This is a genomic window from Streptomyces sp. NPDC056628, assembly GCF_042792555.1.
Taxonomy (GTDB): Bacteria; Actinomycetota; Actinomycetes; order Streptomycetales; family Streptomycetaceae; genus Streptomyces.
Window position 1 is genome coordinate 278,095 of sequence record NZ_JBHTWG010000006.1, and the last position, 17,231, is coordinate 295,325.

15 protein-coding genes are annotated in these 17,231 nt (G+C 71.7%); 9 read left to right on the top strand and 6 right to left on the bottom strand.

Annotation, left to right across the window (positions count from 1 at the left end; all coding sequences use genetic code 11):
- The first annotated feature begins 94 nt into the window (after positions 1-94).
- On the top strand, positions 95-1,918 hold the full coding sequence (locus tag ACFRAC_RS11870) for a phosphoenolpyruvate carboxykinase (GTP) (RefSeq protein ID WP_382923688.1): 1,824 nt from the start codon (positions 95-97) through the stop codon (positions 1,916-1,918).
- Positions 1,919-2,143: 225 nt separating this feature from the next.
- On the opposite strand, the gene ACFRAC_RS11875 is transcribed toward ACFRAC_RS11870, so the two are convergent.
- Both ACFRAC_RS11875 and ACFRAC_RS11880 read right to left on the bottom strand, forming a co-directional pair.
- Complete coding sequence (locus ACFRAC_RS11875) at positions 2,144-2,560, bottom strand: hypothetical protein (protein ID WP_382923690.1); 417 nt, start codon at positions 2,558-2,560, stop codon at positions 2,144-2,146.
- A 99-nt stretch (positions 2,561-2,659) separates the two neighbouring features.
- Positions 2,660-3,871 (bottom strand): pyridoxal phosphate-dependent aminotransferase, encoded by a 1,212-nt coding sequence (locus tag ACFRAC_RS11880; protein WP_382923692.1) that lies wholly within the window; start codon positions 3,869-3,871, stop codon positions 2,660-2,662.
- 323 nt (positions 3,872-4,194) lie between these two features.
- On the opposite strand from ACFRAC_RS11880, the gene ACFRAC_RS11885 reads away from it, so the two are divergent.
- Entirely contained in the window at positions 4,195-5,124 is a 930-nt protein-coding gene (locus tag ACFRAC_RS11885) for a serine protease (RefSeq protein WP_382923695.1), read from the top strand.
- 19 nt (positions 5,125-5,143) lie between these two features.
- On the opposite strand, the gene ACFRAC_RS11890 is transcribed toward ACFRAC_RS11885, so the two are convergent.
- Positions 5,144-6,751 (bottom strand): amidohydrolase family protein, encoded by a 1,608-nt coding sequence (locus tag ACFRAC_RS11890; protein ID WP_382923697.1) that lies wholly within the window; start codon positions 6,749-6,751, stop codon positions 5,144-5,146.
- Between the two features lie 13 nt (positions 6,752-6,764).
- The gene (locus ACFRAC_RS11895; RefSeq protein WP_382923699.1) at positions 6,765-8,033 is read right to left on the bottom strand and encodes an amino acid deaminase; all 1,269 of its coding nucleotides are present in this window, start codon (positions 8,031-8,033) and stop codon (positions 6,765-6,767) included.
- Positions 8,034-8,172: 139 nt separating this feature from the next.
- On the opposite strand from ACFRAC_RS11895, the gene ACFRAC_RS11900 reads away from it, so the two are divergent.
- The 5 genes from ACFRAC_RS11900 (at position 8,173) to ACFRAC_RS11920 (ending at position 12,620) form a co-directional block, all read left to right on the top strand.
- On the top strand, positions 8,173-9,222 hold the full coding sequence (locus ACFRAC_RS11900) for a sugar kinase (protein WP_382923701.1): 1,050 nt from the start codon (positions 8,173-8,175) through the stop codon (positions 9,220-9,222).
- Positions 9,219-9,980, top strand: coding sequence for an IclR family transcriptional regulator (locus ACFRAC_RS11905; protein ID WP_382923703.1), 762 nt, complete (start codon positions 9,219-9,221; stop codon positions 9,978-9,980). The genes ACFRAC_RS11900 and ACFRAC_RS11905 overlap by 4 nt, the downstream gene beginning before the upstream one ends.
- Positions 9,977-10,387 (top strand): RidA family protein, encoded by a 411-nt coding sequence (locus ACFRAC_RS11910; protein WP_382923705.1) that lies wholly within the window; start codon positions 9,977-9,979, stop codon positions 10,385-10,387. Before ACFRAC_RS11905 ends, ACFRAC_RS11910 begins: the two co-directional genes overlap by 4 nt.
- 120 nt (positions 10,388-10,507) lie before the next feature.
- Positions 10,508-11,992 (top strand): GntP family permease, encoded by a 1,485-nt coding sequence (locus tag ACFRAC_RS11915; protein ID WP_382923707.1) that lies wholly within the window; start codon positions 10,508-10,510, stop codon positions 11,990-11,992.
- A 79-nt stretch (positions 11,993-12,071) separates the two neighbouring features.
- Positions 12,072-12,620, top strand: a complete 549-nt coding sequence (locus tag ACFRAC_RS11920; protein WP_382923709.1) for a hypothetical protein — start codon at positions 12,072-12,074, stop codon at positions 12,618-12,620.
- A gap of 3 nt (positions 12,621-12,623) precedes the next feature.
- Here ACFRAC_RS11920 and ACFRAC_RS11925 read toward each other — a convergent pair whose 3' ends face one another.
- Entirely contained in the window at positions 12,624-13,973 is a 1,350-nt protein-coding gene (locus ACFRAC_RS11925) for a M14 family metallopeptidase (protein WP_382923711.1), read from the bottom strand.
- A 346-nt stretch (positions 13,974-14,319) separates the two neighbouring features.
- Between ACFRAC_RS11925 and ACFRAC_RS11930 the strand changes: the two genes are divergently transcribed.
- Positions 14,320-15,234: an anti-sigma factor RsbA family regulatory protein gene (locus tag ACFRAC_RS11930; RefSeq protein ID WP_382923713.1), complete on the top strand. Its 915-nt coding sequence runs from the start codon at positions 14,320-14,322 to the stop codon at positions 15,232-15,234.
- Between the two features lie 99 nt (positions 15,235-15,333).
- Complete coding sequence (locus ACFRAC_RS11935) at positions 15,334-16,653, top strand: Nramp family divalent metal transporter (protein ID WP_382923715.1); 1,320 nt, start codon at positions 15,334-15,336, stop codon at positions 16,651-16,653.
- Positions 16,654-16,775: 122 nt separating this feature from the next.
- On the opposite strand, the gene ACFRAC_RS11940 is transcribed toward ACFRAC_RS11935, so the two are convergent.
- The coding region (locus ACFRAC_RS11940; protein WP_382923717.1) for a transposase at positions 16,776-17,231 on the bottom strand (456 nt) is incomplete at its 5' end.

Here is a 17,231-nt window from a genome sequence, read left to right on the forward strand (position 1 = left end):
CGCGGCGCGATCCAGTCAGCGCGGCGTCCGGGTCGAGGCCCCCACGGGGTACACAAGGGCATATCAAGGACAAAATCCTCACTTAGGAGCAACCGTGGCGCGTGACAACACGGCTCCCCCCGTCGTTCCCACCCAGCACCAGGCACTCGTCACCTGGGTGAACGAGATCGCCGAACTGACGCAGCCGGACAACGTGGTCTGGTGTGACGGATCCGAGGCCGAGTACGAGCGCCTGTGCGAGGAGCTCGTCGCCAAGGGCACCTTCCAGAAGCTCGATCCGATCAAACGCCCCAACTCGTACTACGCCGCCTCCGACCCGACCGACGTGGCCCGTGTCGAGGACCGGACCTTCATCTGCTCCGAGAAGGAGGAGGACGCGGGCCCGACGAACCACTGGAAGGCCCCGGCGGAGATGCGGGAGATCTTCCAGGGGGAGCAGGGACTGTTCCGCGGCTCCATGCGCGGCCGCACCCTGTACGTCGTGCCCTTCTGCATGGGCCCGCTCGGCTCGCCGCTGTCCGCGATAGGCGTCGAGATCACCGACTCCGCCTACGTCGCCGTGTCCATGCGCACGATGACCCGGATGGGACAGGCGGTCCTGGACGAGCTCGGCTCCGACGGCTTCTTCGTCAAGGCCGTGCACACCCTCGGCGCCCCGCTGGAGCCCGGCCAGGAGGACGTCCCCTGGCCCTGCAACAGCACCAAGTACATCTCGCACTTCCCCGAGGACCGCGAGATATGGTCCTACGGTTCCGGCTACGGCGGCAACGCCCTGCTCGGCAAGAAGTGCTACGCCCTGCGCATCGCCTCGGTCATGGCCCGCGACGAGGGCTGGCTCGCCGAGCACATGCTTATCCTCAAGCTGACCCCGCCGCAGGGTGAGTCGAAGTACGTCGCCGCCGCCTTCCCGAGCGCCTGCGGCAAGACGAACCTCGCCATGCTGGAGCCCACCATCTCCGGCTGGACGGTGGAGACGATCGGCGACGACATCGCCTGGATGCGCATCGGCGAGGACGGCCGCCTCTACGCGATCAACCCCGAGGCCGGCTTCTTCGGCGTCGCGCCCGGCACCGGTGAGCACACCAACGCCAACGCGATGAAGACGCTGTGGGGCAACTCGGTCTTCACCAACGTCGCGCTGACCGACGACGGCGACGTCTGGTGGGAGGGCATGACGGAGGAGACTCCCGCCCACCTCACCGACTGGAAGGGCAACGACTGGACGCCGGAGTCCGGCACGCCGGCCGCGCACCCCAACGCCCGCTTCACCACCCCCGCCGCGCAGTGCCCGATCATCGCGCCCGAGTGGGAGGACCCCCAGGGCGTGCCGATCTCCGCGATCCTCTTCGGCGGGCGCCGCGCCAGCGCCGTACCGCTGGTGACGGAGTCCTTCGACTGGAACCACGGCGTCTTCCTCGGCGCCAACGTGGCCTCCGAGAAGACCGCGGCGGCCGAGGGCAAGGTCGGCGAGCTGCGCCGCGACCCGTTCGCCATGCTGCCGTTCTGCGGCTACAACATGGGCGACTACATGGCCCACTGGGTCGACGTGGCCAAGGACAAGGACCCGTCCAAGCTGCCGAGGATCTACTACGTCAACTGGTTCCGCAAGAACGACGAGGGCAAGTTCGTCTGGCCCGGCTTCGGCGAGAACAGCCGCGTCCTGAAGTGGATCGTCGAGCGCCTGGAGGGCAGGGCCGAGGGCGTCGAGACGCCGATCGGCGTCCTGCCGGCCAAGGGCGCCCTCGACACCGCGGGCCTCGACCTGTCCGACTCCGACCTGGACTTCCTGCTCACCGTCGACAAGGACGTCTGGCGCGAGGAGGCGGCGCTCGTCCCCGAGCACCTCGACACCTTCGGCGACCACACGCCCAAGGAGCTGTGGGACGAGTACGACGCGCTCGTGAAGCGCCTGGGCTGAGGACAGCCCCCCCAAGACGCCGCGGCCGGCTCCGATCGTGCCCTGACCAGCTACATCGTCACGGCCGGCCGCGGTGACCGCCTCCCGGACCGGCGAGGCTCCGTACAACGGCGTGCGGGGCCCCGGGCCTGCCGCCGCCGGTTCCCGTCCGCCCCGACGGGACGAGAGCGGCGGCAGGCCCTCGCCTGACGGCGAGGGCCTGCGAGAAGCCAGGGGTGAGGGGTCTCAGCGGGCCCCGGTCAGTTCCAGCGACGCCTGGGCCGCGGCGTGCGCGTCCATGCGTTCGGCGGCGAGGATCGCCGCGGCGGTGTCCGCGCGGGACGCGGCGACGACCAGGGCGCGGCCCGCCAGGGCGTGCGCCCTGCGGTGCAGGGTCACCAGCCGCGCCGGGTCGGCCGCGACGGCGGAGCGGGCCGGCGGGCGTCCTTCCCGGAGCCGGGTCACCTGCTCGGCGAGCCGCTCGGCCGCGAGGTCCAGGTCCTGCGAGGGTGCCGTCGCACGCAGCTCGTCCGTGACGGCGAGCAGCGCGGCGAGGTGACCGGCGAGCTGGATGTCCAGCTCCTCCTCGCGCGAGCGGTGGGGGAAGTCGGTGCCGCCGGCCATCGTGGTGTGGATCGACTTGGTGCGGATCGGTTCGTACATGGGGGATGGCCTCCTGTGCGGTGACAGGAAGCCATCCTAGCTTGGATCTCGTCTAAAGTTGAGCTGAATGCAAAAAGTGGACCGTACATGTACGTACGGTCACGGCTGGCCGTACCCGTCGAGGAAGCGGCCGATCCGGCCCATCGCGTCCCGCAGGTCCGTGGTCGTCGGCAGGGTCACCACCCGGAAGTGGTCCGGCTCCGGCCAGTTGAAGCCGGTGCCCTGCACGACCATGATCTTCTCGCGGCGCAGCAGGTCCAGGACCATCCGCCGGTCGTCCTTGATCTTGAAGACCTTGGGGTCCAGGCGCGGGAAGAGGTAGAGCGCGCCCTTCGGGCGGACGCAGCTGACGCCCGGGATGGCGGTCAGCAGCTCGTAGGCGACGTCCATCTGCTCCTTGAGCCGCCCGCCGGGCAGCACCAGGTCGTCGATGGTCTGCCGGCCGCTGAGGGCGGCGACGACCCCGTGCTGGCCGGGCATGTTCGCGCACAGCCGCATGTTCGCGAGGATGGTCAGGCCCTCGATGTAGGAGTCGGCGTGCGCGCGCGGGCCCGAGATCGCCATCCAGCCCACCCGGTAGCCGGCCACCCGGTACGCCTTGGACATGCCGTTGAAGGTGAGGGTCAGCAGGTCGGGGGCGACGGCGGCGGTCGGGGTGTGGGTGGCGCCGTCGTAGAGGATCTTGTCGTAGATCTCGTCGGAGCAGACGAGGAGGTTGTGCCGTCGCGCGATGTCCGTCAGCCCGCGCAGGACGGCCTCGTCGTACACGGCCCCCGTCGGGTTGTTGGGGTTGATGATGACGATGGCCTTGGTGCGGTCGGTGACCTTGCGCTCGACGTCGGCGAGGTCGGGCATCCAGTCGGACTGCTCGTCGCACCGGTAGTGCACGGCGGTGCCGCCGGACAGGGACACGGCGGCGGTCCACAGGGGATAGTCCGGCGCCGGGACGAGCACCTCGTCCCCGTCGTCGAGGAGCCCCTGCATCGCCATGACGATGAGCTCGGAGACGCCGTTGCCGATGAAGACGTGCTCGACGTCGGTCTCGATGCCGAGGGTCTGGTTGTGCATGACGACGGCCCGGCGTGCGGCCAGCAGGCCCTTCGCGTCGCCGTAGCCATGGGCCGACGACACGTTGCGGAGGACGTCCTCCAGGATCTCGGGCGGGCACTCGAACCCGAACGCCGCCGGGTTGCCGGTGTTCAGCTTGAGGATCCGATGCCCTGCCGACTCGAGCCGCATCGCCTCCTCGAGCACCGGGCCCCGGATCTCGTAACAGACGTTGGCGAGCTTGGTCGACTGGATCACCTGCATGCCTGGGAGCTTACGGCCGCGCCCCGGGCGAAGGCCCGTGTTTTCCGCCACGTGAGACCGCGGGGCGGCCCGCGTACGGCCGGACGGGGGAACGGCGGGAGGCGCCGCCGGGCCGACTGTGGGGATCCGGCCACCCTCCCGTGGAGGTCCTGCGCCACCGCGCCGAAACCTCCCCTACCCGGTGGTAGGGAAAGCTCTACGACCCGGACCCATCGGTCGTCAAGTCCTTGTCGGGGCCTCTCTCTTGAGTGAGAATGCGCATGACAAAAGCGCGGGTGGCCGGAGATTCTCCGGTCACCCTCCTCGTATGAGGGGACCCCCACATGAGAAAACCTCTCGGCGCCACCCTCCTCGCCCTGGCGATGGCCGGGGCCGGCGCCGCACCCGTGGCCGCGGCTCCCGCGGACACCGCGCCGTCCTTCGGCAAGGGTGCCGGAACGGGCTCGGTCACCTCGGTGGTCCGGGACACCGTCGCCTCCGTCACGGCCGGTCTCGAACAGGCGCTCAAGCCGTCCGTCCGGGCCGCCGACTTCGCCGGCACCGTGGCACTCAGCAACTGCTCCGGCTCCGTCGTGCGCTTCCCGAAGTCGCAGGACAGCGACCCGGCGCTCGTCATGTCGAACGGCCACTGTCTGGAGACCGGCATGCCGGGACCCGGCCAGGTCGTCGTCGACCGGGCGTCCAGCAGGACCTTCAGCCTGCTGAACGCGTCCGGCTCCAGGGTCGCCACCCTGCGGGCCAGCAAGATCGCCTACGGCACGATGACCGACACGGACGTGTCGATCTACCAGCTCACCACCACGTACGCGCAGATCAAGAGCGCGTACGGGATCAGCGCGCTGACCGTGTCCGACACCCGCCCGGCCGCCGGCACCGCCATCACCGTCGCCTCCGGCTACTGGAAGCGGCTGTACAACTGCAACGTCGACGGCTTCGCGTACCGCCTGAAGGAAGGCGACTGGACCTTCAAGGACTCGGTCCGCTACACCTCCGCCTGCAACACCATCGGCGGCACCTCCGGCTCCCCGGTGATCGACCAGGCCACCAAGCGGGTCGTCGCCGTCAACAACACCGGCAACGAGGACGGCCAGTCCTGCACGGTCAACAACCCGTGCGAGGTCGACGAGAACGGCAAGGTCACCGTCCGCCAGGGCATCAACTACGCCCAGCAGACGTACCAGATCCCCGCCTGCTTCGGCACCGGCAACAAGCTGAACCTGAACGCGAGCGGCTGCGTCCTGCCCAGGCCGTGACCGGCGCGACGCGGATCGGCTAGCCGGTCCTGCGGACCGCCCGTCCCGCCAGTACGTCCGTGCGGCGGCCGTCCTCGATGACGAAACGGCCGTCCACGAGCACATGCGGGATACCCGTCGGTGGCGTGCGCGGCTCCGCGAACGTGGAGCCCGCCGCCACCGTCTCCGGGTCGAACAGCACCAGGTCCGCCCGGTACCCCTCGCGGACCAGGCCCCGGTCCGGCAGCCGCAGCCGCGCCGCCGGACGCGAGGTCAGACGGGCCACGCACTCCTCGAGCGACAGCACCCCCAACTCCCGTACGTAGTGGCCGAGATAGTGCGGGAAGGTGCCGTACGCGCGCGGATGCGGCTTGCTGCCCTGCAGGATGCCGTCGGAACCGCCCGTGTGCACGCGGTGCCGCATGATCGCCCGGACGTTCTCCTCATGGCCGACGTGCTGCAGGATCGTCGTGCCGAGGCGGTCCTCCAGGAGCAGCCGGCGCGCGGTCGTCCAGGGTTCCTCGCCGCGCGCGTCCGCCGTCTCCCGGACCGTGCGGCCGACGTGGTCCGCCAGCGCGGGCTCGCCCACCCCCGAGATCTCGACGGTCTCCCACTCGACGGGCACGCCGTGGCAGCCGTCCGCCCCGACGACCTCCAGATGGTGCCGGATCCGCTCGGCCGTCGCGTCGTCCGCGAGCCGCGCGAGGACCGCCTCGGGCCCGCCCTCGCTCGCCCAGCTCGGCAGCAGGGCGACCAGGGTCGTGCAGCCGGGGGTGTAGGGGTAGGTGTCGAGGCTGATGTCGGCGCCCTCGTCGAGCGCCTTGTCCAGCAGGGACAGCAGCTCCGGGGCGCGGCCCCGGTTCACGCCGAAGTTCATGGTGGCGTGGGCAAGATGCAGCGCGCAGCCCGCCTCCCGGGTCAGCGCCACCATCTCCTCGTACGCCTGCAGCGCCCCGGCCCCGTAGGAGCGGTGGTGCGGGCAGTAGTAGCCGCCGTACCGGGCGACGACCCGGCACAGCTCGGTCAGTTCGGCGTCCCGCGCGTACATGCCGGGCGTGTACGTCAGCCCCGACGACAGGCCGACCGCGCCCTGCTCCAGGCCCTCAGCGACCAGGGCGCGCATCCGGTCGAGCTCGGCGGGCGTCGCCTCCCGGTCCTCCCAGCCGACGACGAGCGCCCGGACCGTGCCCTGCGGGACGAGGTAGGCGGCGTTCACCGCGATGCCCCGGTCGAGCCGGTCCAGGTACTCGCCGACGGACCGCCAGTCGAAGTCGATGTCCTCGCCGGAGCCGTTCCAGCCGGCGATCGCGCGCCGCACCTCGCCCAGGGTGCGGTCGTCGACGGGCGCGTACGACAGCCCGTCCTGGCCGAGCACCTCCAGGGTGACGCCCTGGGCGGCCTTGGCGCTGTGGTCGGGGTCCCGCAGCAGCGCCAGGTCGCTGTGGGCGTGCATGTCGACGAAGCCGGGGGAGAGGACCAGCCCCTCCGCGTCCAGCTCGCGGCGCGCCTTCGGCCGCTGGCAGCCGGCCGCGGCGGCCTCCCGGACGATCGACACGATCCTGCCGCGGTCCACGACCACGTCGGCGCGGTAGGACGGACCGCCGCTGCCGTCGACGACGTCGGCGTCCCGGATGACGAGCTCTTCCACGACCGGCCCCTCCTCAGAAGAACGTGCGGATGTAGTCGACGACCGTCCCGTCCGCCTCGGCGAGCGGGATCAGCTGCCACTTGTCGAACGCCGTGCACGGGTGGGACAGCCCCAGCCCGAGCCAGTCACCGACCTCCAGGTCCGCCTCCCCGGTCGTCTCCAGCCAGCCGTGCTGGTCGGACAGCGCGGTCACGGTGACGCCGGTGGCGGGGCGTTCGGCGCCGTCCCGGCGGACCACCTGGGCGACCGGCAGATCGAGGTCGTACGCCGCGTCGCGTTTGCCGGCGTTGACGAAGGCCTGGCCGGGGGAGGGGCGGGAGACGACCTGCGCCCACAGCCGGAAGGCGGGCTCCAGGGCGCCTTCCCGGGGGACCCGGTTGAACGGGGTGAGCTCGCGGTAGTGGCCGTCGTCGTGCGAGACGTACGCGCCCGAGCGCAGCAGCTTCAGCACAGGCACGGAGAGTCCGGGGATCTCGGCGAACACGTCGGCCACCGCGTCGAACCAGGCGCTGCCGCCCGCGCTGACGACGATCTCGTCCAGGCCCGCGAACCGGCCCGCCTTGTCGAAGGAGACCGCCAGCGCCACCAGCCGGCGCAGCCAGGCGCGCACCCGCTCCGGGTCCGCCCCCGGGACCTCGCCCTCGTACCCGGCGACCCCGACCAGGCGCAGCGTGTCCGTGGCGGCCACCGCGTCCGCGACGGCCGCGCACTCCGCGTCCGTACGGACGCCGGTGCGCGCGCCCTCGCCGGCCGCCAGCTCCACCACGACGTCCAGGGGCCGGCCGGCCGCGGCGGCCCGCAGCGCGGCGTCCATGAGCCGTACGCCGGACACGGAGTCGACGTAGCAGACGAGGCGGAAGTCCGGGTCGGTCAGCTCACCGGCGATCCAGCGCAGGGCGGACGCGTCCACGAGCTCGTTGGCGAGGAAGATCCGCCGGACGCCGAACGCCCGGGCCACCCGCACCTGGTGGGGCACGGCGAGGGTGATGCCCCAGGCGCCGCGCTCGATCTGCCGCTGGAACAGATGCGGCGCCATCGAGGTCTTGCCGTGCGGGGCGAACGCCAGACCGTGGCGGTCGGCGTATGTCTCCATCAGGGCGAGGTTGTGCTCCAGGCGCTCGGCGGAGAGCGTGAGCACCGGGGTGGTGAAGCCGTCCGTGAAGAGGTTGCGCCGCTGGGCGGCCAGCTCCCCGACGGTCAGGCCGTCGGCGTCGGGCGGGAGGCCCTTGAAGCGGTGGTCGACGCGTTCCTCGGACAGGCGGGCCAGCGCCTCGTTCCCCATGGAACCTCCCTGATCAGTGGCGTTGCAGTGAGTGCAACACTCATTGCGTATTTCGCTTGTGGCTGTCTAACATCTCGGCCAACCGCGGGTCAACGGAACCGCAGACCCCACCCGCCCAAGGTCTGGAGCTACGACGATCGTGACCCTCACCGGACCCTGCGATGCCCCCGGCGTCGTGGACGTCGTCGCGCTCGGCGAGTCCATGGTCACGTTCCTGCCGTCGCGGCCGGGACGCCTCGCCGACGTCCCCTCGTTCGAGCGGGCCATCGGCGGCGCCGAGTCCAACGTGGCCTGCGGGCTCGCCGCCGCCGGGCACCGGGTGCGCTGGGTGAGCCGGGTGGGGGCCGACGGCTTCGGCGACCACCTCGTGGAGACCATCGGCGGCCACGGCGTCGACGTCTCGGCCGTGCGCCGCGACCCGGCCCGCCCGACCGGCGTCTACTTCCGCACCGCCGGCGACCGTGCCACCGACGCGCACGAGGTCGCCTACTACCGGGCCGGATCGGCGGCGTCCGCCATGTCCGCGGAGAACGTCGACCTCGACGCCGTGCGCGCGGGACGCGTCCTGCACCTGTCCGGGATCACCGCCGCGCTGTCGGACACCTGCCTGGGCCTGCTGCGTGAACTGACCGCACCCCGCGAGGACCGCCCGCTCGTCTCCTTCGACGTCAACCACCGGCCCGGCCTGTGGCGGGACGCCGGCGGGCCGGTGCTGCTGGACCTCGCCCGCGCCGCGGACCTCGTGTTCGTGGGCGTGGACGAGGCGCAGGAGGCCTGGGGCGTCACGGGGGGCCCGGAGGCGGTCCGCGCGGCGCTGCCGCAGCCACCGCTGCTGGTGGTGAAGGACGGCCCGCGCGGCGCGACCCTGTTCGACGGCGCCACGCGTCCGGCCGTGTACGTGCCGGCCCCCAGGGTCCGGGTCGCCGCCGCGACCGGGGCCGGGGACGCCTTCGCCGCCGGGTTCCTCTCCGCCACCCTGCGCGGCCTCCCCCCGCGCGACCGGCTGCGCCACGGGCACCTGTGGGCCGCCGCCACCCTCACCAGCCCCGCCGACCTCGCCGCGCCCCCCGCCCGCGACACCGCCGACGGCCTGGTGGCCCTCGACGACGCCGGGTGGGAGAAACTTCGACTCGGCCCCGGCCGGACCCACGCCACGGACCGGGCCGACGAGGAGGTACCCACGCCATGAGCCAGACCGTCGACCGCGCGCTGAGCATCCTGCCGCTGCTCGCCGAGGGCCCCGCCGACCTGGGCAAGGTCGCCGAGCGGCTCGGCGTCCACAAGTCCACCGCGCTGCGGCTGCTGCGCACCCTGCACGAACACGGCATGGTCTACCGGCAGTCCGACCAGCGCTACCGGCTCGGCGCCCGCCTCATCGCCCTCGCCCAGGAGGCGATGGAGAACCTCGACATCCGCGGCATCGCCCACCCCCACCTGGTCCGGCTGAACGAGCAGTGCGGGCACACCGTGCACCTCGCCGTGTACGAGGAGGACGAGGTGCTCTACATCGACAAGGTCGAGAGCCGCTACCCCGTGCGGATGTACTCGCGGATCGGCAAGCCCGTCGCCATCACCGTCGCGGCCGTCGCCAAGCTGCTCCTCGCCGACCTGCCCGAGCATGAGCGGCGGGCCCTCGCCGAACAGCTCGACTACCCCATGTACACGTCCCGTTCCACCCCCAACGCCCCCGCCTTCCTGAGGGAGTTGGACAAGGTCCGCGAACAGGGCTGGGCCACCGACCTCGGCGGCCACGAGGAGTCCATCAACTGCGTCGCGGCGCCGATCCGCGGCGCGGACGGCCGGGTCGCCGCCGCGATGTCGGTGTCCGCGCCCAACGTGGTCGTCACCGCCGACGAACTCCTCACCCTGCTCCCGCTCGTGCGCCGCACCGCGGACACCATCAGCGGCGAGTACTCCGGCAGAACCCCAGCGAAGGACACCCCGTGACCGACAAGACCGCGCTCACCCCGAAGACCCACACCACCCCGCCCGCCCAGTTCTCCCACGGCGTGCGCAAGGGCAACATCCTCCAGGTCGCCGGTCAGGTGGGCTTCCTCCCCGCCGTCGAGGGCCAGGCCCCCACGCCCGCCGGCCCCACCCTGCGCGAGCAGACCCTCCAGACGCTCGCCAACGTCAAGGCGATCCTCGAGGAGGGCGGCGCCTCCTGGGACGACGTCATGATGATCCGCGTCTACCTGACGGACGTGGACCACTTCGCCGAGATGAACGCGCTCTACAACGCCTACTTCGAGGAGCAGGGCCTCACCCAGCCGCCCGCCGCCCGCACGACCGTGTACGTCGGTCTGCCCGCGGGTCTCCTCATCGAGATCGACGCGCTGGCCGTCCTCGGCTGACGCCCGGCTCGCACCCCCCGCCCCACCCCCCGCACGGCACGGTGTCCGCCCACCCCCGCGACGCCGTGCCGCGATGCCCCCTGCCCGAAAGCCGGATGCACTCACCCCGAGGACCCCCGAATGCCCCCTTCGCTCCTTCCGCTCGCCGCGCAGGCCCCCGAGACACCCCCGCACACCGGCGGTCTGCTGCACCTCGTCGACGGCACGGCCGGACTGCTCACGGTCGCCGCCCTCGGCATCGCGCTGCTGCTCTACCTGATCATCAAGGTGCGGCTCCAGCCCTTCGTCGCGCTGCTCGCGGTCTCCATAGCCGTCGGCCTGATGGCCGGCCTGTCCGTCACCGAACTCTTCGGCACCGTCCAGCGGTCCGACGCGGTCTCCACCATCGAGTCCGGCATGGGCGGCATCCTCGGCCATGTCGCCATCATCATCGGCCTCGGCACCATGCTCGGCGCCATCCTCGAAGTCAGCGGCGGCGCCGAGGTGCTGGCCTCCCGTCTGCTGCGGCTCTTCGGGGAACGGCGGGCCCCGCTCGCGATGGGCGTGACCGGTCTGATCTTCGGCATCCCGGTCTTCTTCGACGTCGGCATCTTCGTCCTCGCGCCGCTCGTCTACGCCGCCGCCAAGCGCTCCGGCAAGTCGATCCTGCTGTACTGCCTGCCGCTCCTCGCGGGCCTGTCGATGACCCACGCCTTCCTGCCCCCGCACCCCGGCCCGGTGGCCGCGGCCGGTCTGCTCCACGTCGAGCTGGGCTGGGTCATCCTCATGGGCGTCGTCTGCGGCATCCCCGCGGTGCTGGCCGCGTGGGCGTACGCGGCCTGGATCGGGCGGCGCCTCTTCGTCGCCGTGCCGCAGGACATGGTCGAGGCGGCGGAGGAGGCCCGGCAGTCGGTCCTCGCCGAGCAGCGGGCGGCCGGCGTGGAGCCCCGGGAGGCCCCCGTGCCGCTCGGCACGGTCCTCGGGATCATCGGCACGCCGCTGGTGCTGATCCTCGCCGCGACGTTCTCCTCGATCGGCCTGGACCCGTCCACCACCCGCTCGGTGATCGAGTTCTTCGGGCACCCGTTCGTGGCCCTGACGATCGCCCTGCTCCTCGCGTACTACCTGCTGGGCATCCGGCGCGGCTGGTCCCGCAAGTCCCTGGAGACGGTGTCGACCTCGTCGCTGAAGCCGGTCGGCAACATCCTGCTGGTCGTCGGCGCGGGCGGTGTCTTCGGCGCCGTCCTCAAGGCCAGCGGCGTCGCCCAGGCCCTGTCGGACACCTTCAACGACGTGGGTCTGCCGGTCATCGTGCTGTCGTACCTGATCTCGCTGGTGCTGCGGGTCGCGCAGGGCTCCGCGACGGTCGCCATCGTCACCACGGCGGGCATCGTCGCGCCCCTGCTCTCCGAGGGCCATCACTCGCAGGCGTTCGTCGCCCTGGTCATCATGGCCGTCTCGGCCGGCTCGATCTTCGCCTCGCACGTCAACGACGGCGGATTCTGGATCGTGGCCAAGTACTTCGGCATCACCGAGCGGGACACGCTGAAGTCGTGGACGGTGCTGGAGAGCGTCCTGTCGCTGGCCGGGTTCGCGGTGGCCGCGGTGCTCAGCCTGTTCGTGTAGTCCGCGCACCTCGCGGGTTCGGTAACGATGCGGGGGCTGGTTGCGCGGAGCACAGGGTTGTCGACCATACTGCTCGGCTGTGGAGCAGCGCATAGGTTCAGGCAGCCAGCCCCTGGAAGGCGCCGGGTTCGACCCGGCCTTCGTCCCCGGGCTCACCCCGCCCGCGTCCGCCGCCCCCAAGGGCCCGCTGGAGAAGGGCGACACGGCCGCGGCGGACCCCGGCGAGACGGTGTCCGAGGAGGCCGCCGCCGAGGAGACCGACGAGAGCGCGGACGCCCCAGAGGACGCGGCCGACGAGGTGCCCGTGGACGGCCCGGTCTTCGAGGCCGCCGACCGCCGGGCGCGGATCGTCGCCGACCACCGGGGAGTCCGGCTCCGCCTGGACGACCAGGAGTGCGAGTTCCGCTGGGACGAGGTCGCCGCCGTCGAGACGGAGTCCCCGCGCTTCGGGAAGCGGTTCACCGTCACGGTGCACACTCCTGACCGCCGCTGGTACCCGATCGAGATCGAGGCGACGGCCAGGAGCCGCTTCACGGAGTGGGACGAGCAGCTGGACGCCGTCCTCGACGCCTACTTCGAGGAGGGCGCGGCCGAGGAGACCGAGGCCGCCGCGGCCGGGAAGGAGTAACTCCTAGGAGCAGTACTGGGCTTCCTTCTCGATGGACCGGTACATGCAGTCCGCGTTCTCCAGCAGTTGGAGCACGGCGTCCCGGTTGCGGGAGGTCTCCCGCTCGATGACCTCGTCGGGCGGGTAGAAGCCCCCGCCGCCGGACCGCGGGTACATCTCGAAGGTGTACGAGAAGATCCGCTGGTCGCCCCAGAGCCAGTCGTCGATCGACCCGTCGGTGATGTAGAGGTCGCTGGCCTGCTCGGCCGTGTACCCGTTGCTGGCCGCCATCCTGCGGCCGACGGCGGCGAAGGCGTTGCGGTCGTCGGCCGTCATCCCGGTGGTGGTGTCGGAGTACGTGTAGCCGAACGGCCACAGCACCAGCTCGCTGTAGGTGTGGAAGTCGATGCCGGCCGTGATCTGCTGCTTCCCGCCGACGATCCGGCTGCGCACGAAGTTGGCGACGACCCTCACCTCGGGGGACGACTCGGCGGAGGCGCCCCGGTAGGTCTCGGAGGACGCCGACCCGGAGGAGCCGCCGCAGCAGCCCCAGCGGTAGGCCCAGTTGCGGTTGAGGTCGGTGCCGACGGCGGAGGAACCGGAGTTGGGCTGCCGGTTCTTGCGCCACGACCGGTAGGAGCCGGTGGCGATGTCGTACTCGCCGCCGTCCGGGTTGAGGTCGGGCACGATCCAGATCTCCCGGCTGTTCACCAGCCCGGTGACCCGCGCGTCGCCGCCGTAGCCGGAGGTCAGTTCGCGCAGCAGGTAGAGCGCCATCTCGACGGTGAGGTGCTCACGGGCGTGCTGGTGGTGCGTGAACAGCACCTCGGGCTCGGCCTCGTCGGTGCCGACGTTGTCGCTGATCTTGACGGCGACGATGTCACGGCCCTGGTAGGACGTGCCGATGACGCGGCGGCTCGCGATGGACGGGTGGGCCGCGACGATCGCGTTGATCTCGCTCGTCATCTCCGCGTAGTTGTGATAGCGCGAGTCGGCGGTGGGGAAGTCGTAGAGCCGTACGTCGTCCTCGCCGGCCGACCGGTCGGGGACCGCGCCGAGCGGGGTGACGTCGTAGCCGAGCGCCCTCAGCTTCCTGATCTGGCCGGGGCGGCCGGAGACGACGACGCCGTGGTCGTCGGCGGAGTCCACGCTCACGCCGGTGCGCTGGAGTGCCGTGCGGTCGGCGGCGGTCGCGTGCAGCCGGACCTCGTACTGACGGATGTCGTCGGCGGAGGGGGCGGCCTTCGCGGCGCTGTCGGCGGACGCGGAGACGGTTTCGGTCAGGGGTGCCGCGAGGGCGAGGGAGAGCAGGGCGGCGAGTGCGGCGGCCCGTCTGCCGCCACGCGCGCCCGGGCCGCGTGTGCGAAGTCGCATGAAGTCTCCTTGGAGGAGTGGGGGTGGGGTTCAGTGCGACGTACGACGTGGTGCGGGGTGCGGGGCTCATGGTCGGGGCATGGCATGAACAGTTCAAGAGTGGAGAACCGGCCGATGCCCGGAACAGGCCGAAAATGGGCCGCGCAGTGTACGCGTGCGGCATGCGCCCGGCGCGTTCCCGGGCGAATTCCACCCGCCGGTGTGATCCCGGCGTGCGCGGCGGCGCGCGGCCCGGGAAGGGTGAGGGTCCGCGCAAGGGGGGGGGACCGGGTGGAGCGACGGCGGCGGGGACCGGCGCGCCCTCCGGCTCCCCCCGGCCTCCCCAGGACGTCAGGAGAGCCCGCCGATGACCTCTCCGGCCGGACCCGGATCCAGCCCGTTCGACCACCGCATGGCCGTCTTCGGCTCCGACGACGAGTTCCTGGCCCAGGCGCTCCCCTTCGTCGCCGAGGGACTCGCCGCGCCGCACGAACCGCCGCCCGTGGTCATCGCCGCCCCCGGCAACCTGGACCTGCTGCGCGACGCCCTCGGCCCCGGGGCCGGCGACATCGGACTGCTCCAGCACACCGAGTGGTACACGGGGTCCGCCGCCAACGCGATCGCCCAGGGCGCCGGTTACCTCGCCGCGCACGCCGGCCCCGGCGGCCGGATCCACCTGCTGATGGAACCGGTGTGGGGCGGCCGGGCAGGCCGCTCGCCCCGGGAGAGCGCCGAGTGGATCCGCTACGAGGCCCTCGCCAACCTGCTGTTCGCGCCCCACGCCACCACCGCGCTGTGCGCCTACGACACCCGGGTCGCCGGCGCCACCGTCGTCGCCGCCGCCCGCCGCACCCACCCGGACTGCGCGGTGTACGAGGACCCGCTGCGGATCGCCGCCGAACTGGACGCCGTACCGCTGCCGACGCCGCCCGCCGGCGCCGAGCCTGTGCCCGGCCCGGCCCCCGCCGCCGGTGCCGTGCGCACCTGGGCCACCGGGCAGGGGCTGGCCACGGCCGAGGCGGAGTTGTTCACCAAGGCCGTCGTCGAGGCGGCCGCCGCCCTCGGCCCCGTCGACCGGACGCTCCTGTGGACCGACGGCCCGGCCTGCGTCTGCGAACTGCGGCCCGTGCGCCGCGTCGACGACCCGCTGGCGGGTTTCGTGCCGCCGCGGGACACCGCACCCGGGCAGGGCGGGGGCCTGTGGTTCGCCCGTCAGGTGTGCGCCTACGTGGACGTCCGCGACGAGCCGGGCGGGACGAGCGTACGGCTCCAGTACGGCTGAGCGGCCCCGAGGCGGGCTCGTAGCGCCGGTGCGGACATCGGGTGCAGATCGCGGCACGCCCTCTTGTCGCCCCGGCGTCCATGCGCTTACTTGACCTGCATGGCGGACACCACGGGAAGCACAGAGGCATCACCGGTCGGCGCGGCGGACGCCCGCCCCCGCAAGTCCAGTTGGCGCTATATCGGCCCCGGCATCGTCGTCGCCGCGACCGGTGTCGGCGCCGGAGACCTGGTCGCCACACTGATCGCGGGCAGCAACTTCGGCTACACCCTGCTCTGGGCCGCGGTCATCGGCTGCCTGGTCAAGATCTCCCTCGCCGAGGCCGCCGGACGCTGGCACCTGTCCACCGGCCGCACCCTCTTCGACGGCTGGGCGAGCCTCGGCCGCTGGACCACCTGGTTCTTCGCCGCGTACGTCGTGATCTGGGGCTTCGTCTACGGCGCGGCGGCGATGTCGTCGAGCGCCCTGCCCCTGCAGGCGCTGTTCCCGGACGTGATGGACCTGGAGTGGTGGGCGATCGCCTGCGGCCTGACCGGCCTGGTGTTCGTCTGGTTCAACAAGTACGCGGTGTTCGAGAAGGTCATGACCGTCCTGGTGGGCGTCATGTTCGTCGTCACCGTCTACCTGGCGATCCGCGTCACGCCGAACCTCGGGGACGCCTTCGCGGGCCTGCTGCCCGTCCTGCCCGACGAGAAGGACTCGATCCTCAACACCCTCGGCCTGATCGGCGGCGTCGGCGGCACCATCACGCTGGCCGCGTACGGCTACTGGGTCAACGCCAAGGGCTGGACGGACACCGGCTGGATGAAGGTGATGCGGCTCGACAACCGGGTCGCCTACCTCACGACGGGCATCTTCGTCGTCGCGATGCTCTTCGTCGGCGCGGAACTGCTGCACTCGGCGAACGTGGCCATCGCGAGCGGCGACAAGGGGCTGCTCCAGCTCGGCGACATCCTGGAGGACGAGTACGGCACGGCCACCGCCAAGTTCTTCCTGATCGGCTTCTTCGCCACCTCCTACACCTCCCTGATCGGCGTCTGGCACGGCGTGAGCCTGATGTTCGCGGACTTCGTCGCCCGCTACCGGGGCGAGGCCGCGCAGAAGGGCGAGGAGGTCGCCTCCGGCGCCCGCGAACGCTCCTGGCCGTTCCGCGCGTACCTGCTGTGGCTGACCTTCCCGCCCATCGTCCTGCTGTTCCAGGGCCAGCCCTTCCGCCTGATCATCCTCTACGGCGTGCTGGGCGCGGCCTTCCTGCCGTTCCTCGCGGGCACCCTGCTCTGGCTGCTCAACTCCGGCCGCACCCCCGCCCCCTGGCGCAACGGCGTGCTCAGCAACGTCATGCTGACGATCGCCGGACTGCTGTTCCTGGTCCTGTGCGTCAAGCAGATCTGGGACCAGCCGTGGGCCGACTTCTTCTAGACACCCCCTAGTAGGGCTTGGTCAGGTTCGTATGGGTGTGGGTATGTCGCGGTGGCAGGTGGGACACGCGCCGGTCCAGGTGGCGAGGAGTGTCTGCAGTTCGCGGACGATCCGGTAGAGACTCAGACTGGCGCCGGATCTTTTGGGTCTCGTGCCAGTCTTTGCAGGGTGCAGAAGGCGTGGGCGGCCGAGACCAGGGTGACGTGGTGATGCCAGCCGCTCCAGGTGCGGCCCTCGAAGTGGGTCAGTCCCAGGGCCTGTTTCATCTCGCGGTAGTCATGCTCGATGCGCCAGCGGAGCTTGGCCAGCCGGACCAGAGTGGCCAGTGGCATCCCGGAGGGCAGGCTGGAGAGCCAGAACTGCACCGGTTCGCTCTCACCGGCAGGCCACTCGGCCAGCAGCCAGCGTTCGGGCAGCTCAGGGCCATTGTTGGCCTGCCGGGCCCCGCGTCCGGCCGGGCGGACGCGCAGGGCCACGAACCGGGAGTGCATACGTTTGAAGCCGCTGATCGACTTGCCCGGCCGGGAGCCTTCCCGCCAGGACACCGGCCTTGCGGCTGCCCGCCCTGCCGCGAAGAC